At 69.3% G+C, this 22,639-nt stretch carries 22 protein-coding genes; 5 read left to right on the top strand and 17 right to left on the bottom strand.

What is annotated here, in order from left to right; translation table 11 throughout:
* Positions 1 to 95: 95 nt before the first annotated feature.
* Both trmB and QQK25_RS02665 read left to right on the top strand, forming a co-directional pair.
* A complete protein-coding gene (gene trmB / locus QQK25_RS02670) occupies positions 96 to 821 on the top strand; it encodes a tRNA (guanosine(46)-N7)-methyltransferase TrmB (RefSeq protein WP_284186614.1) in 726 nt (241 codons plus the stop codon).
* A 2-nt stretch (positions 822 to 823) separates the two neighbouring features.
* Entirely contained in the window at positions 824 to 1,054 is a 231-nt protein-coding gene (locus tag QQK25_RS02665) for a hypothetical protein (protein ID WP_284186613.1), read from the top strand.
* A gap of 18 nt (positions 1,055 to 1,072) precedes the next feature.
* Here QQK25_RS02665 and QQK25_RS02660 read toward each other — a convergent pair whose 3' ends face one another.
* The gene (locus QQK25_RS02660) at positions 1,073 to 1,945 is read right to left on the bottom strand and encodes a lysophospholipid acyltransferase family protein (RefSeq protein ID WP_284186612.1); all 873 of its coding nucleotides are present in this window, start codon (positions 1,943 to 1,945) and stop codon (positions 1,073 to 1,075) included.
* Positions 1,942 to 2,820 carry a lysophospholipid acyltransferase family protein gene (locus tag QQK25_RS02655; RefSeq protein WP_284186611.1) on the bottom strand — a complete coding sequence of 293 codons (879 nt, stop codon included), beginning with the start codon at positions 2,818 to 2,820 and terminating at the stop codon, positions 1,942 to 1,944. The genes QQK25_RS02660 and QQK25_RS02655 overlap by 4 nt, the downstream gene beginning before the upstream one ends.
* Positions 2,821 to 3,048: 228 nt before the next feature.
* On the opposite strand from QQK25_RS02655, the gene metK reads away from it, so the two are divergent.
* Positions 3,049 to 4,215 carry a methionine adenosyltransferase gene (gene metK / locus QQK25_RS02650; RefSeq protein ID WP_153163394.1) on the top strand — a complete coding sequence of 389 codons (1,167 nt, stop codon included), beginning with the start codon at positions 3,049 to 3,051 and terminating at the stop codon, positions 4,213 to 4,215.
* A 73-nt stretch (positions 4,216 to 4,288) separates the two neighbouring features.
* Here the strand turns inward: metK and QQK25_RS02645 are convergent, their stop codons facing one another.
* The 14 genes from QQK25_RS02645 to QQK25_RS02580 all read right to left on the bottom strand — a co-directional run bounded on the left by QQK25_RS02645 (position 4,289) and on the right by QQK25_RS02580 (position 16,933).
* Positions 4,289 to 5,257, bottom strand: a complete 969-nt coding sequence (locus QQK25_RS02645) for an MBL fold metallo-hydrolase (protein WP_284186610.1) — start codon at positions 5,255 to 5,257, stop codon at positions 4,289 to 4,291.
* A gap of 58 nt (positions 5,258 to 5,315) precedes the next feature.
* Entirely contained in the window at positions 5,316 to 5,633 is a 318-nt protein-coding gene (locus QQK25_RS02640) for a cupin domain-containing protein (protein ID WP_284186609.1), read from the bottom strand.
* A 230-nt stretch (positions 5,634 to 5,863) separates the two neighbouring features.
* Positions 5,864 to 7,099, bottom strand: coding sequence for a c-type cytochrome biogenesis protein CcmI (ccmI, locus tag QQK25_RS02635; protein WP_284186608.1), 1,236 nt, complete (start codon positions 7,097 to 7,099; stop codon positions 5,864 to 5,866).
* Positions 7,096 to 7,599: a cytochrome c-type biogenesis protein gene (locus tag QQK25_RS02630; protein WP_284186607.1), complete on the bottom strand. Its 504-nt coding sequence runs from the start codon at positions 7,597 to 7,599 to the stop codon at positions 7,096 to 7,098. The genes ccmI and QQK25_RS02630 overlap by 4 nt, the downstream gene beginning before the upstream one ends.
* A complete protein-coding gene (locus QQK25_RS02625) occupies positions 7,596 to 8,186 on the bottom strand; it encodes a DsbE family thiol:disulfide interchange protein (RefSeq protein WP_284186627.1) in 591 nt (196 codons plus the stop codon). The genes QQK25_RS02630 and QQK25_RS02625 overlap by 4 nt, the downstream gene beginning before the upstream one ends.
* Positions 8,180 to 10,132: a heme lyase CcmF/NrfE family subunit gene (locus QQK25_RS02620; protein WP_284186606.1), complete on the bottom strand. Its 1,953-nt coding sequence runs from the start codon at positions 10,130 to 10,132 to the stop codon at positions 8,180 to 8,182. Before QQK25_RS02620 ends, QQK25_RS02625 begins: the two co-directional genes overlap by 7 nt.
* A 124-nt stretch (positions 10,133 to 10,256) precedes the next feature.
* A complete protein-coding gene (gene ccmE / locus QQK25_RS02615; RefSeq protein WP_284186605.1) occupies positions 10,257 to 10,697 on the bottom strand; it encodes a cytochrome c maturation protein CcmE in 441 nt (146 codons plus the stop codon).
* 41 nt (positions 10,698 to 10,738) lie between these two features.
* Entirely contained in the window at positions 10,739 to 10,921 is a 183-nt protein-coding gene (gene ccmD, locus QQK25_RS02610; protein ID WP_284186604.1) for a heme exporter protein CcmD, read from the bottom strand.
* Positions 10,918 to 11,667, bottom strand: coding sequence for a heme ABC transporter permease CcmC (gene ccmC, locus QQK25_RS02605; protein WP_284186603.1), 750 nt, complete (start codon positions 11,665 to 11,667; stop codon positions 10,918 to 10,920). Before ccmC ends, ccmD begins: the two co-directional genes overlap by 4 nt.
* A gap of 31 nt (positions 11,668 to 11,698) precedes the next feature.
* A complete protein-coding gene (gene ccmB / locus QQK25_RS02600; protein WP_153163384.1) occupies positions 11,699 to 12,364 on the bottom strand; it encodes a heme exporter protein CcmB in 666 nt (221 codons plus the stop codon).
* Positions 12,361 to 12,975 (bottom strand): cytochrome c biogenesis heme-transporting ATPase CcmA, encoded by a 615-nt coding sequence (gene ccmA / locus QQK25_RS02595; RefSeq protein WP_284186602.1) that lies wholly within the window; start codon positions 12,973 to 12,975, stop codon positions 12,361 to 12,363. The genes ccmB and ccmA overlap by 4 nt, the downstream gene beginning before the upstream one ends.
* A 94-nt stretch (positions 12,976 to 13,069) precedes the next feature.
* Positions 13,070 to 15,151, bottom strand: coding sequence for a methyl-accepting chemotaxis protein (locus QQK25_RS02590; protein WP_284186601.1), 2,082 nt, complete (start codon positions 15,149 to 15,151; stop codon positions 13,070 to 13,072).
* A 192-nt stretch (positions 15,152 to 15,343) separates the two neighbouring features.
* On the bottom strand, positions 15,344 to 16,048 hold the full coding sequence (locus QQK25_RS02585) for a P-loop NTPase family protein (RefSeq protein ID WP_284186600.1): 705 nt from the start codon (positions 16,046 to 16,048) through the stop codon (positions 15,344 to 15,346).
* 96 nt (positions 16,049 to 16,144) lie between these two features.
* Positions 16,145 to 16,933 carry a class I SAM-dependent methyltransferase gene (locus tag QQK25_RS02580; protein ID WP_284186626.1) on the bottom strand — a complete coding sequence of 263 codons (789 nt, stop codon included), beginning with the start codon at positions 16,931 to 16,933 and terminating at the stop codon, positions 16,145 to 16,147.
* A gap of 120 nt (positions 16,934 to 17,053) precedes the next feature.
* Here QQK25_RS02580 and QQK25_RS02575 point away from each other — a divergent pair, with 120 nt between their 5' ends.
* Entirely contained in the window at positions 17,054 to 17,701 is a 648-nt protein-coding gene (locus tag QQK25_RS02575; RefSeq protein ID WP_284186599.1) for a hypothetical protein, read from the top strand.
* 4 nt (positions 17,702 to 17,705) lie between these two features.
* Here QQK25_RS02575 and QQK25_RS02570 read toward each other — a convergent pair whose 3' ends face one another.
* Positions 17,706 to 21,293: an indolepyruvate ferredoxin oxidoreductase family protein gene (locus tag QQK25_RS02570; protein WP_284186598.1), complete on the bottom strand. Its 3,588-nt coding sequence runs from the start codon at positions 21,291 to 21,293 to the stop codon at positions 17,706 to 17,708.
* A 184-nt stretch (positions 21,294 to 21,477) separates the two neighbouring features.
* Here QQK25_RS02570 and QQK25_RS02565 point away from each other — a divergent pair.
* Positions 21,478 to 22,639: DUF1800 family protein (locus tag QQK25_RS02565; RefSeq protein ID WP_284186597.1), on the top strand; the 1,162-nt coding region annotated here is incomplete at its 3' end.

Raw genomic sequence — 22,639 nt, 5'->3', positions numbered from 1 at the left:
TGTAAATGTCGGACTCGAGTCGGGCCTGCAGCCGGATGCAGCCGTTTGTCGGACTGAAGTCCGACCTACAGGGATCACCACAAGCCTTGACCGCCATGAGCGACGAAAAGCAAGCCATCCAGTCCGACGACGAGCCGCAGGGCGGCAGCCGTCTCACGTCCCAGTCGATCCGCAGCTTCGTGCTGCGCCAGGGCCGCATGTCCGACGCCCAGCATCGCTTCCTCGACGAGATGATGCCCAAGGTGGGCGTGCAGTACCGTCCCGAGCCCATCGACCTGGCCGACGTCTTCGGCCGCAAGGCGCCGCAGATCGTCGAGATCGGCTTCGGCATGGGCCAATCCACCGCAGTGATCGCTCAGGCTCGGCCGGGGGACGACTTCCTCGGCATCGAGGTGCACGCGCCCGGCGTGGGCAGCCTGTGCAAGCTGATCGACGAGGGCGGCATCACCAACCTGCGCATCGTCCAGCACGACGCGGTCGAGGTGCTGCGCGACATGATCCCCGAGGGCTCGCTGGCCGGCGTGCACATCTACTTCCCCGATCCGTGGCCCAAGAAGCGCCACCACAAGCGCCGGCTGGTGCAGGGGCCCTTCGTCAAGCTGATCGCCAGCCGCCTCGCCCCCGGCGGCTACCTGCACTGCGCGACCGACTGGGAGGAGTACGCCCAGCAGATGCTCGAGGTGCTTTCGGCCGAGCCGCTCCTCGCCAACACCGCCGAGGGCTACGCGCCCAAGCCGGATTACCGCCCGCTCACCAAGTTCGAGAATCGCGGCATCAAGCTCGGCCACGGCGTGTGGGATCTGGTCTTCAAGCGGGTGTGACGATGGCCCTCAAGCGACTGCCGGCCGGCGCGTGGCTGCTGGGGATTCCGGGCCTTGCCTGCCTGATCGCCGGGCTGTTGCTGCTGGCGGGCTTTGGCGAGGGGCTGCACCCGCTGCTGCAGGAATCCGGCGCTGGGCTGGTGCTGGTGGTCTCCGGCGTGGCGCTGGTGGGCAGCGCGGCGTTTCCGCTGGTGCTGGCCGAGTTGGCGGCCAAGGACGGCCAGGACGGCTGAGGCCGCCCTGCGGGTCGCTTAGTAGAGCTTCGGCTCGCCCGGCGGGCGGGTCTTGAAGCGCCGATGCACCCAGTAGTACTGGGCCGGCATGGTGCGGACGTGGTCCTCGATGCAGGCGTTCATCCGGCGCACGTCGGCTTCCACATCGGCGGTGGGGAAGTCGCTCCACGGCTCGCCCAGCTCCACCACGTAACCCTGGCCGCCCGGCAGCATGCGGGTGATGCAGGGCATCACCACCGCGCCGCCCAGTTTGGCAAGGCGCGGCAGGGCCGACAGGGTGGCTGCCGGCACGCCAAAGAACGGCACGAAGATGGATTCGTGCGGGCCGTTGTCCATGTCCGGCAGGTAGTAGAACGGCCGGATCTCCTTCATCGCCTTGATCGACGCCCGCACGCTCTCGTCGCGGCGCAGCAGTTGCTGGCTGCCGAAGCGGCTTCGGCCGTGGTACAGCCAGCGGTCGATCACCGGGTCTTTCTGGCGGGCGTAGATGCTCACGCAGTCGAAGGATATCGCCATCCGCGTGCCGCCCAGGTCCAGCCCCAGGAAATGGGGCGTGAGCAGGATCACCGGCTGACGGGCGTCCACCAGGGCTTTCAGGCGCTCCTCGCCATCGATGCGCACCAGCCGGCGCAGGCGGGCTTCCGGGGCGAACCAGGCCAGCCCGCGCTCGATCATGCTGCGCCCGGCCAGCGCGAAGTGTTCCTTCGCCAGGGCCTTGCGTTCGGCTTCGGAAAGCGCGGGAAAGCACAGCCGCAGGTTGGTGAGGGTGACCTTGCGGCGGGCCGGGATCACCCAGTAGAGCAGCTTGCCCAGGCCGCGGCCGATGGGGGCCTGGACCGACAGCGGCAGCCAGTGGATCAGCCACAGCAGGGCGACGAGGATTCGACTCATGGTTGGTTTTGAGCAGGCGTGGTCGTGGGGGCCGGCGCGCCGTCTTTCGGGCGCTTGTAGCGGTTGTAGCCCCACAGGTATTGGGCGGGATTCTCGCGGATCTGGGCTTCCATCTCGCGATTGATGGCGGCGGCGCGGGTTTCGGTGTCGCCTTCGAGGGGCACGAGCGGCGGGCGCAGGCGCAGGTGGAAGCCCTCGCCGCCGGGCAGGCGCTCGGCCCAGGCGAAGATCGTCGACACGCCGGCCACTTCCGACATCCGCGCGGCCAGCGTCATGGTGTAGGCCGGGCGGCCGAAGAAGGGCAGCCAGACGCCTTCGCCGGCACCGGGCACCTGGTCGGGCAGCATGCCCACGGCTTCGCGGGCGCGCAGGGCCTTGATCAGCCGGCGCACCCCGCCCACGTCGGCCGGCGCCAGGTGCATGTTGCCGCGGCTCCGACCGGCGTTGATGACCGGCTGCAGCACGGCCTTCTTTGGCGCCCGGTAGAGCACGGTGATCGGCCGGTGGGTCGAGAAATACTGGGCGGTGATCTCGAAACAGCCCAGGTGCGGGGTGATGAACAGGATGCCGCCACCGCGGGCTTCGGCGGCCTCGACGTGCTCCCAGCCGCTCACGCGGACGACCTTGGCGACGAGCTCGTCCTGGGGGCGCAGCAGCATCCACGGCAACTCCAGCGCCTGCTTGCCGGTTTCGCCCACGGCGCGGCGCCACACCCGGTCGGCTTCGGCCTTGCCCAGGGCGTGTTCGAGGTTGGCGCGCAGGCGGCGACGGTAGCTGGGCGACAGGGCGTAGGTCAGCCAGCCGGCGAAAACGCCCAGTTTTTGCAGCGCGCCCAGGGGCAGGCTGGCGAGGAAGGAGAAGATCAGCGACGCCATCGGCAGTGCGGGACGGGAGTGTAGGGAATCGGCTTAATTGACGGCCGGGGGCGCAAAGTTATAATTGTGATTCCGCCGAGTTAATCCGACAACTTGCAGGGCGGAGGAGGAGCACGGCAACGCCGTGTCCCGGGCCAAAAAAATACTGCTAAAGCGTCGCCGCTCAGACGAATCCCCAGAGACGGCAACGGCGCCAGTACTGGGGATTTTGTTTTTTAGGAGTGCCTCATGGCCAAAGAATACCTGTTTACCTCGGAATCCGTCTCCGAAGGCCACCCGGACAAGGTTGCCGACCAGATCTCCGACGCCGTCCTCGACGCCATCCTGGCCCAGGACCCGCGCGGCCGCGTGGCTTGCGAGACGCTGGTGTCCACCGGCCTCGTCGTGATCTCCGGCGAGATCACCACCAAGGCCGACATCAACTACATGGACATCGCCCGCGAGACGGTCAAGCGCATCGGCTACGACGATTCCGACATCGGCTTCGACTACAAGAGCTGCGCGGTGCTCACCGCGATCAACCGCCAGTCTTCCGACATCGCCCAGGGCGTGAATGAAGGCGAAGGCCTCGACCTCGACCAGGGCGCCGGCGACCAGGGCCTGATGTTCGGCTACGCGTGCAACGAGACGCCCAGCCTGATGCCCTTCCCGATCTACTACGCCCACCGCATCATGCAGCGCCAGGCCGAAGTGCGTAAGGACGGCCGCCTGCCGTGGCTGCGCCCGGACGCCAAGAGCCAGCTCACCGTGCGCTACGTGGACGGCAAGCCGGTGGCGATCGACACCGTGGTGGTGTCCACCCAGCACCACCCGGACATCGCCCACACCGCGCTCTCCGAGGCGGTGATCGAGGAAGTCATCAAGCCGGTGCTGCCGAAGGACATGCTCACCGCCGACACCCGCTACCTCATCAACCCCACCGGCCGGTTCGTGATCGGTGGCCCGAACGGCGACTGCGGCCTGACCGGCCGCAAGATCATCGTCGACACCTACGGCGGCGCGGCCCACCATGGTGGCGGCGCGTTCTCGGGCAAGGATCCGTCCAAGGTCGACCGTTCCGCCGCCTACGCCGGCCGCTACGTGGCGAAGAACATCGTCGCCGCCGGCCTGGCCGACCGCTGCGAGGTGCAGGTGGCCTACGCCATCGGCGTGGCCCAGCCGGTGAGCCTGATGGTCGAGACCTTCGGCACCGGCAAGGTGTCGGACGAGAAGATCGTCGAGCTGGTGCGTCGCCACTTCGACCTGCGCCCGAAGGGCATCATCGCCAGCCTCAACCTGCTGCGCCCGATCTACTCGCGCACTGCCGCCTACGGCCACTTCGGCCGCGACGAGGTGGATTTCACCTGGGAAACCACCGACAAGGCCGCCGCCTTGCGCGCCGACGCGGGGCTGTAAGCCGCGCCGGTTTCCGGTTCCAGCAACAAGGGCGACCCGCGGGTCGCCCTTGTTGTTTGCGGCGATGCCGCACTTACTTGTCGGTGCGGATCGGGCTGTATTCCGCCGGCACCCAGGCGTAGCCCTTGCCTTCGCTACGCACGTGGCCGATGCCCGGGAAGGGCAGGTGCATGCCCGAGACCAGCAGCTTCTCCTTGGCGGCCCAGGCGAAGAGCTTCTTGCGGGCGGCGACGGCGGCCTTCTTGTCGCTGTCGAACTCGATGGCGACTTCCGGATGGGCGAACTGCACCGCGTGGGCGTGCACCGCGTCACCAAGGATCAGCAGGCGCTGGCCGCCGGATTCGACGATGTAGCTGGTGTGGCCCGGCGTGTGGCCGTTGCTGGGCACGGCCTTGACGCTGCCGAAGTCGGCTTCGCCGGTGAAGGTCTTGTACTTGCCGAGGGCCTGGTAGGGCGCCACCGACTTGCGGGCGAGCTCGAAGAAGGGCTTGAAGTCTTTCGGCGCGGCGGCGGCGTTGGCCTCGGACAGCCAGAAGTCGCTCTCGGACTTGGCTACGTGGATCTCGGCGTTGGGGAACAGCGGCTTGCCGTCGGCGTCGAGGACACCGGCCACGTGGTCGGCGTGGAGGTGGGTGAGGAGCACCACATCCACCTTGTCCGGGCTGTAGCCGGCGGCGCGGAGCTGCTCGCCAATGAAGCCGAGGGTCGGGCCGAAGGCCTTGGCGGCGCCGGCATCCACGAGGATCAGCTTGCCGCCGGCGTTGATGAGGTAGGCGTTGACGGCGGTCTGGACTTTCTCGCCGGCGATGAACTGTCGGGCGAGCAGCTTCTGCACTTCGGCCTTGCTGGCGCCCAGCAGCAGGTTGGCGCCGAGATCCACGTAGCCGTCGTAGAGGGCGGTGACCTCAAGCGTGCCGAGGGCCATGCGGTAGTAGCCGGGCACCTGGGTTCCGATGGCCGGCGCTTCGGCCTGGGCGGGGGCAAAGGGAAGGAAGCTGGCGCCCACGGCAAAGGCCAGGGCGGTGAGACTGCGTCGGATCATGGGGCGTTCTCCTGTGGGGGAAGGACAGGAGAATACGACAATCGGCGGGGTTTTTGCTTTAAGGGGTGACGTGCACCGCCAGCCACACGGTGTCGGGCCCGGTGGCGGCGACCCGGTGCCGGCAGCCGGCGGGGATCAGCAGCCAGTCGCCGGGGGCGAGCGCCTCGCGGCGGCCGTCGTCGAATTCGAGCTCGGCCGAGCCCTGGGCAAGCATCACCCATTCGTCTTCGGCCTGGTCGTACCAGAAGCCGGGCGGGCTGGCGTGGCGGTGGGAGACGATGCGCTCGATGCGCACGTGGGGGCTGGAAAAGAGGGTGTCGAAGCGCTCGTCCGGGCCCGGTGGCGGGAGCGGAGAGAAGAGGTTGTCGCGGGACATGGGGAGAAAAAATGGGCGCCGGGATGGATCTCTGTGGGTATTGGGGGTGTTTTCTGTTTTTACCCCGGCGCGCCAAGTGCAGCTAGATCGCCTGACCTGCCCTCAGGAAGCAGTTTTGTCAGACGTCGAGCCATGCTACGGCAGCGCCGCGACGGCGCCAATTGTTTATTGCGATGCTCGGTATAGGCTGCGGCTATTTATCGCAGCCTGCAGCCTGTACCGGGCCGGGATTACGGCAGCACGCGGTCGATGCGTAGCCGGATGCCGCTGGCGCCGGCCTTCACCGGGGCCACTTCGCCGGACAGGTCGCCCGGCGCGGCAATGGCGTTGCCGCTCTTGGAAACGCGGGCTTCGATGCGCAGCTCGCCGGCGGAGGAGAGCTTGAAGTCGGGGCTCATGGCCATGCTGTCGTCGAGGGTGAAATCCACCGGCAGGTCGGCCACCTTGGCGCGGACCACCGCCAGGGGCATCCGCGGGCCCTGGGCGGCGCGGGCGAAGATGAACACCACGTCGTCCGGGCTGGCCTTGGCCTTGAGCTCCGGCGCCAGTTCGACCTTGCCGCTGACCTTGCTGGCTGGGGCGTCGGCCTTGGCTGCCTTGGCAGGCTTCTCGGCCGTGCGGGCGGGGGCGCCGGCGCCCATCAGGCTGCGGGCCTTCTCGATGCCGGCGGTGAGGTTCTGGGCGTCCTGGGAATCGGGCGGGACCATCGCCAGCAGCTTCTCCCAGTGCTTGATGGCGTCGGCGTAACGCTGGCGCGAATAGGCGTCGTAGCCGGCCAGCACCAGCGCCTGGGGGTTGTCGGGCTGGTCGGCAAGCACCTTCAGGAGCAGCTCGCGGCCCTTGCCTTCGATCTTGCCCTGATTGAGCTCGGCGGAGAGGTCGGCGAGCTCGAGCATCAGCTCGGGGTTGGTCTCCATCGCCGGGCCGGCTTTCTCGAAGGCCTTGGCGGCGTCGTCGAAGCGGCCCATCACCTTGTAGCTGCGGCCCAGCATCACCCAGCCTTCCAGGTTGTCGGGGTTCTGCTCGAGCTTGGCGGCGAGGGTGGCGACCATCTTCTCGACTTCGGCGGCGCTGGGCTCGGCGGCCTGTTGGGAGGCAGCCGGATCGAGGGCGGCGGGGTTGCCGAGGACGAAATACAGTGCGACAGCGGCCAGGGGCAGGCTGACGGCGAGGCCCAGCGCGGTGCGTGGCAGGCGACGCGGGGCCTCGGCCGGGGCGGCGGGGTCGCCGGCCACGTCTTCGAGGACGCGGCGTTCGATCTCGCTGCGGGCGCTGGCGTAGTCGGCCTGGGAGAGGGCGCCGCTGGCGAGATCCCGGTCGAGTTCGGCCAGCTGGTCGCGGTAGATGGCGGTGTTGATGGCCTGGCGGGAGGCGTGGGCGGCGGCCTTGTGGCGGAGCAGCGGCCAGCACAGCACGGCGAGGACAAGGGCGGTGAGCAGCCCGGCGGCGATCCAGAAGGCGGTCATGCGTCGTTCTTCGGGCGTTGGGAGGAGTCGGTGCCGAGGAGGGCCTCGGCGGCGGCGCGCTGGTCGGCGGTCAGGTCGGGGGCGTCAACCTTGCCGGCACGCCGGCGCAGGTAGGCGATGAGGCCGACGGCGCCACCGGCCAGCAGCGCGAAGGGGCCGAACCACAGGAGCCAGGTGGTGGGCTTGACCGGCGGGCGGTAGAGCACGAAGTCGCCGTAGCGGGCGACGAGGTAGTCGCGGATGTCGGCGTCGGACTTGCCCTGGTGGATGAGCTTGCGGACTTCCTCGCGCAGGTCGTTGGCGAGCTCGGCGCGGGAGGCGGCGAGGCTTTCGTTCTGGCAGACGAGGCAGCGGAGTTCTTCGGAGATGGTGACGAGCCGGGCCTCGACCACCGGGTCTTCGGCCATCGGCGTGGCGTCGGCGGCGTGGAGGTTGAGGCTGGCGGCGAGGAGCAGGCCGGCGATGGGGGCGAGCAGGCGGCGGGTCATGGCGGTCGTCATTCGGCGGCGAGCTGCTTGGCGAGCGGCAGGATCTTCTGGCTCAGGGCTTCGGGGGTGATCGGGCCGATCTGCTTGAAGCGGATCACGCCTTTTTTGTCGATCAGGTAGGTTTCGGGCACGCCATAAACGCCATAGTCGATGCCGACCCGGCCGTCCATGTCGAGCACCGACAGCAGGTACGGGTTGCCGTGCTGGGCGAGCCAGGCGCCCGCGCGCTGGCGGGTGAGGGAGAGTTCCTGCTCCGGGGCGAGCTTCTTGGCGTCGAGGCCGCCGTCGCCGCGCACTTCCTTGTAGTTGAGGCCGACCACCGGCAACTGGCCGTCCTTGGCGAAGGCCACCAGCAGCGGGTGTTCGGCGCGGCACGACACACACCACGAGGCCCACACGTTGAGCAGCCACACCTGGCCGCGCATGTCGGTGGGGGAGAATTCCTTGGCCGGATCGGCCAGGGTGACGAGGCGGAATTCGGGCGCCGGCTTGCCGACCAGCGGCGAGGGCACCTCGTGGGGATCGCGGTTGAGGCCGACGGCGAGGAAGCCGACCAGCACCAGGAAGATGCCGAGGGGAATCAGGAAACGTTTCACGATGCGGCTCCGGGGGCGAGCTTGGTGGCGGCGCGGGCGGCCGACTTGAGGCGGTAGCGGCGGTCGCTGGCGGCGAAGATGCCGCCGAGGGCCATCAGCACGGCGCCGGCCCAGATCCAGCTGACGAAGGGTTTGTAATACACGCGCACGCTCCACGCGCCGTCGTCGCCTTCGAGGGGATCGCCCAGCGAGACGTAGATGTCGCGGGTGAGGCCCGGGTCGATGAAGGCTTCGGTCATCGGCATGGCGGAGGAGAGGTACTTGCGCTTCTCGGGGTGCAGCGGCATCACCAGCTGGCCGTCCTTGAGGAGCTCCAGGTTGCCGCGGGCGGCGGTGTAGTTGGGGCCGGGTGCGCCTTCGACGCCCAGGAAGCGGATCGTGTAGCTGCCCGCCGCGACGGTGTCGCCCGGGGCCATGCGCACGTCGCGCTCGGTTTCGTAGTGCTTGACCATCACGATGCCGACCACGGTGACCGCGATGCCCACGTGGGCCAGGTGCATGCCCCAGAACGACCGCGGCGGCATGCCGGACTTGGCCCGGGCGAGGATCTGCAGCACCGACGAGCCGACAATCCACACCGCCAGGCCGATGCCCAGCGCCACGCCGACGCTCCAGTGGCCGGCCGCGAAGGGCAGGCCGACACCGGCCACCACGGCCAGCGCGAAGGCGGCCCGCAGGGGGCGGACGATGTCGGTGAGATTGGCCTGCTTCCAGCGGGCCACCGGGCCGACTGCCATCAGGAACAGCACCGGCACCATCAGCGGCGCGAACACCGCGTTGAAATACGGGGGGCCGACCGACAGCTTGCCCAGGTTGAGGGCGTCGATCACCAGCGGGTAGAGCGTGCCCAGCAGCACCGCACCGGCGGCGCACAGGAGCAGCAGGTTGTTGATCAGCAGCATGGTCTCCCGCGACACCAGCGCGAAGGCGCCGCCGAGGCTGACCTTGGGCGCCCGCCAGGCAAACAGGGTGAGGGACGAGCCGACCACCACCGCCAGGAACAACAGGATGAACACCCCGCGCTTCGGGTCGGTGGCGAAGGCGTGCACCGAACTCAGCACGCCGGAGCGGACCAGGAAGGTGCCCAGCAGCGACAGGGAGAACGCGCCGATGGCCAGCAGCACCGTCCAGTTCTTGAAGCTGCCGCGCTTTTCGGTGACCGCCAGCGAGTGGATCAGCGCGGTGCCCACCAGCCAGGGCATGAAGGAGGCGTTCTCGACCGGATCCCAGAACCACCAGCCACCCCAGCCTAGCTCGTAGTAGGCCCAGATCGAGCCCAGGCCGATGCCTAGGGTGAGGAATACCCACGCGGCGGTGGTCCACGGCCGCGACCAGCGCGCCCAGGCGGCATCCAGCCGGCCCGACAGCAGCGCCGCGATGGCGAAGGCGAAGGCCACCGAGAAGCCCACGTAGCCCATGTAGAGCATCGGCGGGTGGAAGATCAGGCCCGGATCCTGGAGCAGCGGGTTCAGGTCACGGCCGTCGTCGGCGCCGGGCAAGAGGCGCTCGAAGGGGCTGGAGGTGGTGAGGATGAACAGGATGAAGCCGGCGGCGACGAGGCCAAGCACGCCCTCCACCCGCGCCACCATGTCGTCCGGCAGGCTGCGGGAGAAGGCCGCCACGGCCAGCGCCCACAGGGACAGCATCAGCACCCACAGCAGCAGCGAGCCCTCGTGGCCGCCCCACACGCCGGCGATGCGGTACTCGATCGGCAGGCGCGAGTTGGAGTGCTGGGCAACATACAGCACCGAGAAATCGTTGTTGATGAAGCTGGCGGTGAGGCAGCCGAAGGCCACCGCGATGAGCAGGAACAGGGTGGCCGACGCGGGCCGCGCCAGCTGCACCCACGCCGCCACGCCCCGCTGAGCGCCGACGAGGGGCAATGTTCCCTGCACGAGGGCCACCAGCAGGGCCAGGACGAGGGCAAAGGAGCCGATTTCGGGGATCATGGTTTTTCTGGTGAGGAGATGGGAGTAAGGGGCGAGGAGTAACGTGGTGATCCGGTGAGTCGGGAGCGCACAAGGCTGAAGGAAGGCCTCCTGACTCCTCTCTCCTCACTCCTCACGGTTCTTCTCACTGCTTTAAAGTTCGCGATGCCTCGTGGGCCTTGTCCACTGCTGCCTGGGCTTCGGGCGGCATGTAGTTCTCGTCGTGCTTGGCGAGCACTTCGGTGGCGGTGAACTGGCCATCCGGCCCCAGGCTGCCCTGGGCGACCACGCCTTTGCCCTCGGAGAATAGGTCCGGCAGGATGCCCTTGTAGGTGACCGGGATTTCCTTGGCGGTGTCGGTGACCACGAAGCGGGCGGTGATGTCGGTGCGCTGGAGGCTGCCTTCCTTCACCAGCCCGCCGACGCGGAAGGCCCGGCCCTTGGGCGCTTCGCCGCTGGCCACCTGGGTGGGCGTGAAGAAGAACACCAGATTGCTCTGGAAGGCGTTGAGCACGAGGGCGGCCGCGATGCCGAGGGCGGCGAGGCCGCCGATGATGATGGCGAAGCGTTTCTGGCGTGGTTTCATGGTTGCTTGAGTCTGCCGGCGATCGGGCGGATGGGTTTGATTCAGTGTTGGTCGTCGCGATCGGCCGTCAGTTCCCGACGCAGGATACGGCGGGTGTCGACAAGGCGTCTGCGGACGAGCACGACCTCGATCAGGAGGGCCGCGGCGGTCACGCCGAAACTGCCCCACACGTAGAGGCCGTAGCCTCCCATGGCAAAGAATTCGCTGGCGCTGCCCCAGTTCATCGCTGCATCTCCGGCAGTTCGGCCACCCAGGTGGTGTGGCGTTCGCGCTCCAGAATGATCGCCCGCACCCGGTAGAGCGCGATGGCGATGCTGTACATCCAGAAGGCCAGGGCCATCAGCAGCATGCCCCACAGCATGGTGGTGGCCATGGTGGGCGCCTTGGTGAGGGACACCGACGCGCCCTGGTGCAGGGTGTTCCACCACTTCACCGAGAAATAGATGATCGGCACATTGACCACGCCCACCAGCGCCACGATGGCTCCGGCCTTGTCGGCCCGGCGCGGGTCGTCGATGGCGGCGGTGAGGGCGATGTAGCCGATGTACAGGAAGAACAGGATTAACTCGGACGTGAGCCGCGCATCCCACACCCACCAGGCGCCCCACATGGGCTTGCCCCACAGGGCGCCGGTCCACAGGGACAGAAACGCGAACAGCGCGCCGGTGGGCGCCAGGGCCGAGCTCATCATGCCCGACAGGCGGGTGTTGAAGGTGATGCCGATGGCCGCCCAGAAGGCCATCACGCAGTAGATGAACATGGACATCCACGAGGCCGGCACGTGGATGAAGATGATCCGGTAGCCCTCGCCCTGCTGGAAATCGGTGGGGGCGACGAAGAAGCTGATCCACAGCCCGGCGGCGCAGAAGGCCGTGGCGAGGGCGGCGAACCACGGCCAGGCCTTGCCGGCGAGGGGGTAGAAGCTGGCCGGCGAGGCGAACTTGAACCAGTTGATGAAGCGCTGACTCATGGGGATGAATCCGAAAAAGGGTGTGGCGGCGCTATTCGAGGGCGATGCGCAGGGCGGCGGTGGCGGCCCACGGGGCGAAGAACACGCCGAGCGCCAAGAGGGCGCCCAGCAGCGACAGGTGTCCGCCCACGCCGAGCCCGGCCATGTCGGCCTCGACCGCGCCGGCGCCAAAGATCAGGGCCGGAATATACAGCGGTAGCACCAGCAGCGACAGCAGCACGCCGCCACCGCGCAGGCCCAGGGTGAGGGCCGCGCCGATCGCGCCGATGAGGGACAGGATCGGCGTGCCCAGCAGCAGCGACAGCATCAGGATGCCCAGCGAGCGGGCCGACAGATCGAACTGGATGCCCAGCACCGGCGCCAGCAGCACCAGCGGCAGCCCGGCGGTGAGCCAGTGGGCGAGGGTCTTGCCAGCCACCAGCAGGGCCAGCGGGGTGGGCGACAGGGCCATCTGCTCCAGGGTGCCGTCGGCGTGGTCGGCGGCGAACAGGCGGTTGAGGGACAGCATCGCCGCCAGCAGCGCGGCCACCCACAGCACGCCGGGCGCGATGCGGCGCAGCAGCGCGGTCTCGGGCCCGATGCCCAGCGGGAACAGGCTCACCACGATCATGAAGAAGAACAGCGCGGTGAACACCTCGCTCTTGCGGCGGGCGGCCAGCAGCAGGTCGCGGCGGACGATGGCGAAGAAAGCGCTCATGCGCCCAGCCTCAGGCTGGAGGGCGTGCCGCCCAGCTGCACCGCCTGGTGGCTGGTGAATAGCAGCATGCCGCCGCGGGTGAGGTGCTCGTCGAGGATCTCGCACAGCTGGCTGACGGCAGCCACGTCGAGGGCCACGAAGGGCTCGTCGAGGATCCACAGCCGGGCCTGGCTGCACAGCAGGCGGGCCAGCGCCACGCGGCGCTTCTGGCCCTGGGAGAGCACCCGGGTGGGCAGGTCTTCGCGGCCCTTCAGGCCGATCCGGCGCAGGGCGGTGAGGGCGGTGTGCTCATCCAGCGGACGGCCGGCCACGGCGGCGGCGGTCTGGAGGTTTTCGAGGGCGGAGAGGTCGTCCTTGATGGACGGGGCGTGGCCCAGGTAGAGCAGCCGGGCGTGGAACTCGTCGCGCACCTCGGCGACGGGCTGGCCTTCCCATTCGATGCGTCCGTCCGCAGCCGGCGCCAGCCCCGCGACGATGCGCAGCAGGCTGGTCTTGCCGGCTCCGTTGGGGCCTTCCACCTGCAGCCACTGGCCCGGGGCGACGGCGAAGTCCACAGCGGAAAACAGACGGCGGTCGCCGCGATCGCAGGCAAGACCGTGGGCAGTGAGCATCGGAGGGTTTGAGAGTCGGAGTCGGCGCATTCTGCCCGACCGACCCGGGCGGGTAAACCGGCTCGACCCTCCCTTTCCATGCCCGTTGGCTGGCTCAGGTGCGGAACTGGGCGGCGAGGGCCTGCAGCTTGCTGGCGAGGTGGCCGATCTGGCGGGCTTCGGTGGCCGACTGGCGGGCCATGTCGGCGTCCACTTCGGCGTTCTCGGCCACGGTTTCCATCTGATCGGCGATGTGGCGGGTGGTGGTGCTGCTCTCGGTGAGGGCCGCGCCGATCTGGTGCATGGCTTCGCCAGCCTGGACGACGGAGGTCTCGACCGAGGCCGCCACGTCACCGGCGTGCAGGGCGTCGCGGGCGCCGGCGGCAACCTGGCTGCTGCCGGCGGCCACGTCGCTGGCCACCGCGTCGCTCACCGACTGGATGCGCTGGATCACCGCGGCGATCTCCTGGGTTGAGGCGCCGGTGCGTTCGGCCAGCTTGCGCACCTCGTCGGCGACCACCGCGAAGCCGCGGCCCTGTTCGCCGGCCCGGGCTGCTTCGATGGCGGCGTTGAGGGCGAGGAGGTTGGTCTGGTCGGAGATCTCGCGGATAACCTTGACCACCCGGCTGATCTCGGCCGACATGTCGGCCAGTTCGCCGATACGGGATTCGGTGCTGGCCACCGCGCGGGCGGCGCTGCCGATGGTCTCGGCGGCGCCGCGGCTGATGGTGGCGCTGTCGCGGGTGGTGGTGATGGCGTGCTCGGCGGCGCCGAGGGCCTCGCGGGCGTTCTCGCTCATCGCGTCGCTGGCGACCGACAGCTCCTCGACCGCCGCGGCGATGGTGGAAATGGCGGACGACTGGGTGGTGGTGGCGTCGACGGTGGCCTCGCTGGCGCTGGCCAGCCGGGCGCTGGAGTCGGCCAGCTCGCGGGCGCTCTGCTGGATCAGGCTGATCGCCTCGTGGAGGCGGTTCTTGAGCATGGCCACGTGGGTGAGGATCTCGCCGATCTCGTCGCGGCTGCCCGGGCAGATGGGCAGGGACAGCCGCCCGCCGGCCACCGCGGAGACCATCTCGCGGGCGCGGGCGGCCTGGCGGGCGGTGCGGGCCAGCAGGCCGGCGCCGAGGATCAGGCCGAGCACCACGGCGCCCAGCCCAAGGCCCAGGCTGCGCCGGATGCCGGCGTCGGATGCTTCCTTCAGCTCGGCCAGCAGGTGCGGCGAGGCTTCGTCGAGGCGCTTGATCTCGGCCAGCAGGAGGTCACGCATCTCCCGCCATTTCGGTGTTTCCTCCTTGTTGAGCATCGCCGGGGCCTCTTCGCCCTGGCCGTTCCTGACGAGGCCGAACAGCCTTTCGTGGATCTGCCGCTGCTCCTGGCGCAGGGCCTGGATGCGCGCCGGCAGGCCGGAGGTGAAGGTCTGCTCGTCGAGGCTGCGCGCCTTGCCGGCCACACTTTCGAAGGCCTCGGCAGCCTTGGTGTAGTTGTCGTAGGCCTTGGGGTTGGCCGGGTCGAGCATGGCGTTGCGCAGGGCCTGACCCATCTGCAGGCCCTGGGCGTACATGCTGTAGAAGTCCACCCGGCGGGCGCCGTCGTGGGCGATGTGCGCCTGATAGCGGGCCTCGATCTGACGGGCCGAGCGCTGGCTGTCGGCCAGGGTGGCGGCGAGCAGGACCATCACGATCACCATCACCCCGAGCAGGCGGCGGCCGATGGGCATGTTGTCGATCCGCGCCATGCCCCGCTCGATGACGCCGGCCACGCCGGTGCGGCGCACCTTGCCCTCGTGGAGCCGGATCGACGGATCTCGGTGCATGCGCTGGTACAGCGCCTCGGCGGCGCGCACCTCGTCCACCGCGGGCTTGACCCGCACCGACATGAAGCCGCCGTCGGGCTTGGGCGTGATGGCGGCGCGAACCCAGTAGAAGTCGCCGTTCTTGCAGCGGTTCTTGACCAGCCCGGACCACGGCCGGCCGCGCTTGAGGGTGACCCACAGGTCGCGGAAGGCCTCGGCCGGCATGTCCGGATGGCGGACGATGTTGTGGGACTGGCCGATCAGTTCGTCACTGGAAAAGCCGCTGATCGCAACGAAGTCGTCGTTGACGAAGTTGATCCGGCCGGCATCGTCGGTGTGGGAAATGATGGCGATGTCGTCGCCGAAAGTCTGTTCCTTGCCGGTAACTGGCCCGTTGTTACGCATCTGATGAGTCTCCCCGTCGCCCTGGCGTGTGTCGCCTCGTTGACTGCTATTTCGGCGGGACGGAAGAAAACCTCAGCATGGATGTGGTTATTTTTTGTACAGGGGCGCAAGTGCGCTGCGGCCTTGTGCCGGCGGGCGGACAAAATGAAACGGCCCTCCGGTATGGGAGGGCCGTGGCGGGGAAGGGCGGGTTCAGTGCCGGGCGGCGCTGGCGAAGCCTTCGGGCATGACCGCTGCCGGTGGCACGGAGACTGCCGGGGCGTCGCGGCGGGCGCGCTGTTCGGCGTCCGCTTCACCGATCTCGAGGATCTCCATCACCTGCCTGGCCAGGCTGCGGCAGGCGTTGCCGAGGTTGGAGGGCAGGCTGTCGGGGATCTGTTTTTGCAGCAGCAGCTTGGAGGCGGACAGGCTGGCCACCGGGTTGAGCAGGCGGTCGCGGTAGTCACCGAGGAGCTGGGCCACGCTGCGGTCGGCGGCGTCCCGCTGCCAGGCGTTGGTCGGCCACTGGGACGGCAGGGCGTAGGCGTGGGGGAAGGTCTGCAGATCGCCGAGGGTGGTGCGCAGGTCTTCGTGGGAATCCCGGAAGGGCACGATCACGATGTCGGAGAGGCTGTCGAGCAGGCGATCCACCTCGGCCCGGTTGCCGCCGCCGTCGATCACGCCGACCCAGCCTTCCATGGTGCGCAGCTTGGTGACGATCTTCTGGAGCGCCTCGGGGGTGCGTCCGTCGGCGGTCACGTAGCGGCGGCCGTCGGGCGAGAGCGGTTCGCGGTGGGTGTCGGTGAGGACGCAGGCCGAACGCTGGCCGAGCAGGCCGAGGCCCTGGCACAGCATGTGGGACAGGGTCGTCTTGCCGGTGCCGCCCTTGTTGCCGATGACGCAGATGATGCGGGACATGGTGGAAATCCTCTCGCTGAACGCAAGGCGCGATGACGCCATTATTCCTTGCTTAACGGCACGGGCAACGATGGAATTAAGGGCGGATTTGGCCGCTTATCGCCGGCCAAATCCGTTTGACGCCAAGGGCTTGGGCGTCGGCTCGGGGCCGGCGGGGCGATAGCAGTAGAGCCGCGTGTGGCGGCTGTCGGGCACTTCGATCACCTGCTCCGGATCAACGCCCTCGACCGGGAAGCTGTTGCTCACCAGCAGCGCGCCGGGGCGCAGCTCGGCGCAGGCCTTGTTCCACACGGCGCTCATGGGCACCGGCGACAGGAAGGCATACACCAGATCGTAGTCGCCCCAGGGGATCTTGAAGAAGTCGCCCCGGGCCAGCGCGATGTTGTGCTGGTGGCGGGCCAGGATGCGCGACAGCAGATAGGGCGCCGGGGCCGATTCGACGCCCTCGCAGCGGCAGTCGGGGCGCAGCCGGGCCAGCGGGCGCAGCAGCGAGCCGGTGCCGCTGCCCAGATCGAGCACCGACGGCGGGCGATCCCGACGCAGCAGGCCGGCCACCGCCTCGGCGGTGCGCGGGTTGGAGAGGAACAGCGGCACCTGGGTGCGGAAGCTGCTCCAGTAGATCAGCGCAAACAGCACGAAGGCCGCCAGATACCAGCCCGGGGCGATCTGCAGCGCCAGGGCGCCGGCCACCACCGGCATGAAGCCCAGGTGGATCCAGCGCCACCAGCGGGCACTGCGCAGCAGCGTGGCGATGCCGGCGGCGGCGATGGCCTGCACCGTGACCACCGGCCACGCGCCCGGCGGCAGCAAGCCGGCCCGACCCGCGGCGTAGGCAACACCCACCCCGCCCAGCTGGGCCAGCAGGGCCTTGAGGGCGGGCGGCATGGCGAAAGGAGACAGACGGCGCATGGGACGCAGTGTAGCGTGTTGCCCTCGATGGGCGTAGGCGTGAACCAGACGGGATGCCGATGGTATGCTCTCGTCCCTTTTTCAGCGGAGCCGAATGTGCAGCCTGAGCATGCCCTCGCCATTGTCGGGCGAGCCCTGAACCGCGCGTCGTCGGCGCCGGGCAGCCTCCCCTCCAACCGGGATTTGCGCGCGGCAGCTGCTTGCCTGCTGACTGCGGTGCCCGAGCCGGCCCTGGCGGCCGAGCGGGTGCAGCTGGAGGCCGCCCTCGCGGCGCGCACCCTGCGGATCGATGCGGCCTTCGAGGCGAGCCTGGCGGCGCTGGCCGACCATCTGGGCGCCCAGGGCGTCGTGGCGCAGCCCGAGCCGGCCCCGTCGGGCTACCAGCCCAACGTGGTCTCCCGTGGTGTCCGGCTCGGCCGGACGGCGGCGGCGTTGTTCGTCCTGTTTTACGCGGTGCAGGGCTTGTTCGCCGACGATCTGGTCATCGAATTTCCGGTGCGGCAGCGCAGCACCCTCGGGGGCGCATTGCACCTGCACGGCGTGGTGGCATGGACGATGGCTGCCGCCATGCTGTGCGCCGTGGCGGTGCTCGTGAGTGCGGTGGTGGATCACTACGACAAGCGCGACAACGAAGCGGCCTACCGGCGCTTCGCGGCCCGGGGCTACGAGGCCGCGTGGACCCTCGGCATCGTTGCGATACTGATGCACTGCGCCACGCTGGTCCTCGTGCAGCTGCGGGGCTGAGCCCTCAGGCCACGTTTGCCGGCCGATGTCCGCCGGCGCGCCACCTTGCCAGCAGCGCCTCGCGCTTTTCCGCCGCCCGCTGCATCGCCGCGGCCTTGATGTGGCCGTAACCGCGGATCTCGTCCGGCAGGCGGGCGAGCTCGATGGCGATGGGCAGGCGCTCGGCGCTGAGTTCGCCGATGAGCTGGCCGATGTCGGTCTCGAACTGGGCGGTGAGGGCACGCTCGGCCTTGCGTTCGGCGTGGTAGCCGAAGACGTCGAAGGGCGTGCCGCGCAGGCGCCGCAGCTTCGCCAGCCAGCCAAACGCCGTCTTCATCCACGGGCCGAACTTCAGCTTATGGATGCGCCCCGAATCCGGGTCGGGCCGGGCCAGGAAGGTCGGCGCGAGGTGGAAGCTCACCGTGAAGTCGCCCTCGAAGCGCTCGCCAATCTGCTGCCAGAAGGCCGGGTCGGCGTAGAGCCGGGCGACTTCGTACTCGTCCTTGCAGGCCAGCAGCTTGAAGTAGTTGTCGGCCACCGCCTCGGTGAGGCGCTGGCTGCCCAGCCGGGCTTCGGCCTCGCGCACCCGGGCGACGAAATCGGTGTAGCGCCGGGCGTAGGCGGCGTCCTGGTAGTCGGTGAGGAAGGTGGCCCGGCGGGCGATGCGGGCGTCCAGGGTTTCGCTCGCCGAGGCCGGGCGGATCGGGATCACCGGCGCCGGGGTGAGGAGGCGCTCCACCGCGCCCTGATCCACCGCCGCGCGGCGGCCCCACAAAAACGCCTGACGGTTCATGTCGATGGCTGCGCCGTTCAGCACGATGGCCTTGTCGAGGCTGGCCTCGCTCACCGGCACCCAGCCCTTCTGCCAGGCAAAGCCGAGCAGGAACAGGTTGGTGGCGATGGCGTCGCCGAGCAGCGCGGTGGCCAGCGCGGTGGCGTCGAGGAAGGCGCAGCCCTCGCGGCCCACGGCCTCGGCGATGGCGGCCTGCATCTTGTCGAGGGGGAACTGCCAGTCCGGGTTGCGGGTGAATTCGGATGTGGGCGTCTCGGCGCAGTTCACCACGCCGTGGGTGGTGCCGACGGCCATCCGCGAGAGGGCGTCGGCGCTGGCGGTGACCACCACGTCGCCGCCGATCACCGCGTTGGCTTCGCCCACCGCGATGCGCACTGCGTGGAGCTGCGCCGGGTCGTCGGCGATGCGGATGTGGCTGAACACCGAGCCGCCCTTCTGGGCCAGGCCGGTCATGTCGAGCACCGTCACGCCCTTGCCGTCCAGGTGCGCGGCCATGCCGATCAGCGCGCCGATGGTGACCACGCCGGTGCCGCCCACGCCGGTGACGAGGATGCCCCACGGCTGGGTGGTGGTGGGCAGCCGCGGCGTCGGCAGGGCCGGCAGGTGGCTGGCATCCACCGCAGTGGCGCGGCCCTTTCGCACCCGTCCGCCTTCTATGGTCACGAAGCTCGGGCAGAAGCCGTTCATGCACGAGAAATCCTTGTTGCAGGCCGATTGGTCGATCTGCCGTTTGCGGCCGAACTCCGTCTCGACGGGCAGGATCGCCATGCAGTTGGATTCGCGCCCGCAGTCGCCGCAGCCTTCGCACACCGCCTCGTTGATGAACACGCGGGTCTGCGGGTCGGGATAGGTGCCGCGCTTCCTGCGGCGGCGCTTCTCGGCGGCGCAGGTCTGGTCGAACACCAGCGCGGAGACGCCGGGCAGGGTGCGCAGCTCGCGCTGGATCACCTCCAGCTCGTCCCGATGGCGGATCGACACCCCGTGGGGGATGTCGGCCACGTGCCACGGGCGGTCGGTGCCGTCGGTGACGAGCACGATGCTGCCCACGCCTTCGCCCTGCAGCTGGCGCAGCAGCTTGGGCACGGTGAGCTCGCCATCCACCGGCTGGCCGCCGGTCATGGCCACCGCGTCGTTGAAGAGGATCTTGTAGGTGATGCCGCTGGTGGGCTGGCGGCCGTGGGCCGGGCGGTTGAAGGCCGCCACCGACTGGCGGATCGCCAGGATGCCGGAGTGGAAATAGGTGCCATCGCCCAGGTTGGCGAAGATGTGCGGCTCGTCGGTGAAGGGCGCCTGGCCGACCCACGGCACGCCCTCGCCGCCCATGTGGGTGAAGGGGCCGGTGCGCCGGTCGGGCATGAAGCTGGCCATGTAGTGGCAGCCGATGCCGGCGGTGGCGCGGCTGCCTTCCGGCACCTTGGTGGAGCTGTTGTGGGGGCAGCCGGGGCAGAAGGTGGGCACCCGGTCGATGGCGAACACCCGGTGGGCGAGGGTGTTGTCCTTGGCCTGCAGGAAGGCCAGCCGGCTCTCGATGCGCTCGGACGTGAAGAAGCGCCCGATGCGCGCGGCGATCACCCGGGCGATCATCGCGGGGGAGAGCTCGCCCGCTGCCGGCAGCAGCCATTCGCCGTGATCGACGGTGATGCGCCCGTCCGGCCCCGGCGTGGCGAGCATCGCCCATTCGCCTTTCTCGTCGAACTTGCCCACCACACGGGGGCGCACGTCCTCGCGCCAGTTGTAGAGCTCTTCCTTGAGCTGGTATTCGAGCAACTGGCGTTTCTCTTCCACCACCAGAATCTCGTCCAGCCCCTCGGCAAAGCGGCGCACGCCCTCGGCCTCCAGCGGCCACACCATGCCCACCTTGTAGAGCCGGATGCCGATCTCGGCGGCGAGCTGCTCGTCGATGCCCAGGTCGTCGAAAGCCTGGCGCACGTCCAGGTAGCTCTTGCCCGAGGTGATGATGCCCAGCCGCGGCGCGGGCGAGTCGATCACCACCCGGTTGAGCCGGTTGGCGCGGCAGTAGGCCAGCGCGGCGTATAGCTTGAAGTGCAGCAGGCGGCGCTCCTGCACCAGCGGCGGATCGGGCCAGCGCAGGTTGAGGCCGTCCGGCGGCAGCGCAAAGTCGGTGGGCGTGACGGTGACCACCCGCTGCGGGTCCACATCCACCGAGGCGGAGGTTTCGACCGTGTCGGCCAGCGCCTTGAAGGCCACCCAGCAGCCCGAATAGCGCGACAGCGCCCAGCCATGCACGCCGTAATCCAGGTATTCCTGAACGCCTGCCGGGGCCAGCACCGGCATCATCATCGACTTGAAGAAGTGGTCGGTTTGATGGGGCAGGGTGGATGACTTGGCCGCGTGGTCGTCGCCGGCGATCACCAGCACGCCGCCGTACTGGCTGCTGCCCGCGGCGTTGGCGTGGCGGAACACGTCGCCACAGCGATCGACCCCCGGCCCCTTGCCGTACCACATGGCAAACACGCCCTGCACCCGCGCCCGGGGCGACAGCGCCACCTGCTGGCTGCCCCACACGGCGGTGGCTGCCATGTCTTCATTCACGCCGGGCTGGAAGACCACCTCGTGACGGGCCAGGTGTTCCTGGGCCTTCCACAGGCTCAGGTCCAGCCCGCCCAGGGGCGAGCCCCGGTAGCCGGACACGAAGCCCGCGGTGTTGAGCCCGGCCGCCCGGTCGCGCTCGCGCTGGATCAGCAGCAGGCGCACCAGCGCCTGATAGCCGGTGAGATACACGCGGCCGGTGCTGGCGGTGTATTTGTCGTCGAGGGTGGCGCCGGGGGTGAGGCTGGGGCGGGGGTCCTGCTCGGCCATGGTGGTGTCCTCGCAAAATCGGGGTGCGACTGCGGGAGGGCGCGGCTTCGTGGGCAGCGCCCGGTCCGGGGCGGAATCTGACGTTTTGATACGAAGAAGCGTCCGGGGTTCCAGCGCCATGCAAGGCCGCTGCAAAGGGCGGGGGCTATCATCGGGGCTCAAGGACTGGCAGCGGAGGCCTTCGATGGCGCGAACAGGTGCGGGGCGCAAGTCCGGCGACCCCGGCAATCCCCCAAAGGTGGCGGACGATCTCGTGCTCGGCCGGCTGGCCTTCGGGCCCGGGCCGGCGGCCGAGCGAGCGCACCTGCGCGAAGCGGGCCTGCGGGTGTGGCTGGCCGAGCAGCTTGCCCCGCCCGAAGGCGACGACCCGGACTGCGCCGAGCGCCTCGCCGCCGCCCGGCTGCGCATCCGCTACGACGCGGGCAAGGCGCCGGGGCCGGAATTCCCGGCGGTGGACGAGATGCGCCCCCTCGATTCGCTCACCGCGCCCGTCGCCCAGCTGTGGCCGCTCACCGACTACAAGCGCCCGATGGCCGGCGTCGAACGCTTCCGGCCGCGCTCCGAAATGGCCGTGGCCTGCCTGATCCGCGCCGTGCACAGCCGCTGGCAGCTGCGCGAGGTGCTGGTGGATTTCTGGCACAACCACTTCAACGTGGACGCCAGCCAGATGGTGCAGGTGAATGTCGCGCTGCCCACCTACGACCGCGACGTGATCCGCCGTCACGCCCTGGGCAACTTCCGCGACTTCCTCGAAGCCGTGGCCGGCAGCACGGCGATGCTCTACTACCTCAACAACCGCTCGTCCCGTGCCGGCGCCGCCAACGAGAACTTCGCCCGGGAGCTCTTCGAGCTCCACAGCCTGGGCCGCGAGCACTACCTCAACGAGTTCTACAACCGCTGGCGCGACGTGCCCGGCGCCCTCAAGGGCCAGCCCCGGGGCTTCATCGACCAGGACGTGTACGAGGCCGCCCGCGCCTTCACCGGCTGGGTGGTGGAGGACGGCAGCGGCCTCGGCGGCGCCGACCGCCTGCCCGCCACCGGCCACTTCGCCTACGTGGAATCCTGGCACGACAACTACCAGAAGCGCGTGCTGGGCGTCGAGTTCGACCCCTTCCAGCCGGCGCTGGCCGACGGCCGCAAGGTGCTCGACCTGATCGCCGACAACCCGGCCACCGCCCGCCACCTGAGCGGCAAGCTGTGCCGCCGGCTGGTGGGCGACGGGGCCTCGCCGCGACTGCTGTCCGCCGCGGCCGACCTGTGGTGGCGCGCCCGCCGCCAGCCGGACCAGATCGCCCGGGTGGTGGAGCTCATCGTGCTGTCGCCGGATTTCGCCCGCAGCAGCCGCG

Origin of the sequence: Zoogloea oryzae, from assembly GCF_030161255.1 — a bacterium.
Taxonomy (GTDB): Bacteria; Pseudomonadota; Gammaproteobacteria; order Burkholderiales; family Rhodocyclaceae; genus Zoogloea; species Zoogloea oryzae.
This window is presented reverse-complemented; position numbering and strand designations above follow the sequence as displayed.

Bases quoted from the DNA above. Each gene is read 5' to 3' on its own strand.
- QQK25_RS02620 (WP_284186606.1), bottom strand. From the start codon at position 10,132: ATGATCCCCGAAATCGGCTCCTTTGCCCTCGTCCTGGCCCTGCTGGTG.
- ccmI (WP_284186608.1), bottom strand. From the start codon at position 7,099: ATGACCGCCTTCTGGATCGCCGCCGGGCTGCTCACCGCCCTTGTCCTC.
- QQK25_RS02590 (WP_284186601.1), bottom strand. From the start codon at position 15,151: ATGCGTAACAACGGGCCAGTTACCGGCAAGGAACAGACTTTCGGCGAC.
- ccmA (WP_284186602.1), bottom strand. From the start codon at position 12,975: ATGCTCACTGCCCACGGTCTTGCCTGCGATCGCGGCGACCGCCGTCTG.
- QQK25_RS02570 (WP_284186598.1), bottom strand. From the start codon at position 21,293: ATGGCCGAGCAGGACCCCCGCCCCAGCCTCACCCCCGGCGCCACCCTC.
- QQK25_RS02655 (WP_284186611.1), bottom strand. From the start codon at position 2,820: ATGGCGTCGCTGATCTTCTCCTTCCTCGCCAGCCTGCCCCTGGGCGCG.
- trmB (WP_284186614.1), top strand. From the start codon at position 96: ATGAGCGACGAAAAGCAAGCCATCCAGTCCGACGACGAGCCGCAGGGC.
- QQK25_RS02585 (WP_284186600.1), bottom strand. From the start codon at position 16,048: ATGTCCCGCATCATCTGCGTCATCGGCAACAAGGGCGGCACCGGCAAG.
- ccmE (WP_284186605.1), bottom strand. From the start codon at position 10,697: ATGAAACCACGCCAGAAACGCTTCGCCATCATCATCGGCGGCCTCGCC.
- QQK25_RS02580 (WP_284186626.1), bottom strand. From the start codon at position 16,933: ATGCCGCCCGCCCTCAAGGCCCTGCTGGCCCAGCTGGGCGGGGTGGGT.
- ccmB (WP_153163384.1), bottom strand. From the start codon at position 12,364: ATGAGCGCTTTCTTCGCCATCGTCCGCCGCGACCTGCTGCTGGCCGCC.
- metK (WP_153163394.1), top strand. From the start codon at position 3,049: ATGGCCAAAGAATACCTGTTTACCTCGGAATCCGTCTCCGAAGGCCAC.
- QQK25_RS02645 (WP_284186610.1), bottom strand. From the start codon at position 5,257: ATGATCCGACGCAGTCTCACCGCCCTGGCCTTTGCCGTGGGCGCCAGC.
- QQK25_RS02665 (WP_284186613.1), top strand. From the start codon at position 824: ATGGCCCTCAAGCGACTGCCGGCCGGCGCGTGGCTGCTGGGGATTCCG.
- QQK25_RS02660 (WP_284186612.1), bottom strand. From the start codon at position 1,945: ATGAGTCGAATCCTCGTCGCCCTGCTGTGGCTGATCCACTGGCTGCCG.
- ccmD (WP_284186604.1), bottom strand. From the start codon at position 10,921: ATGAACTGGGGCAGCGCCAGCGAATTCTTTGCCATGGGAGGCTACGGC.
- QQK25_RS02640 (WP_284186609.1), bottom strand. From the start codon at position 5,633: ATGTCCCGCGACAACCTCTTCTCTCCGCTCCCGCCACCGGGCCCGGAC.
- QQK25_RS02630 (WP_284186607.1), bottom strand. From the start codon at position 7,599: ATGACGACCGCCATGACCCGCCGCCTGCTCGCCCCCATCGCCGGCCTG.
- ccmC (WP_284186603.1), bottom strand. From the start codon at position 11,667: ATGAGTCAGCGCTTCATCAACTGGTTCAAGTTCGCCTCGCCGGCCAGC.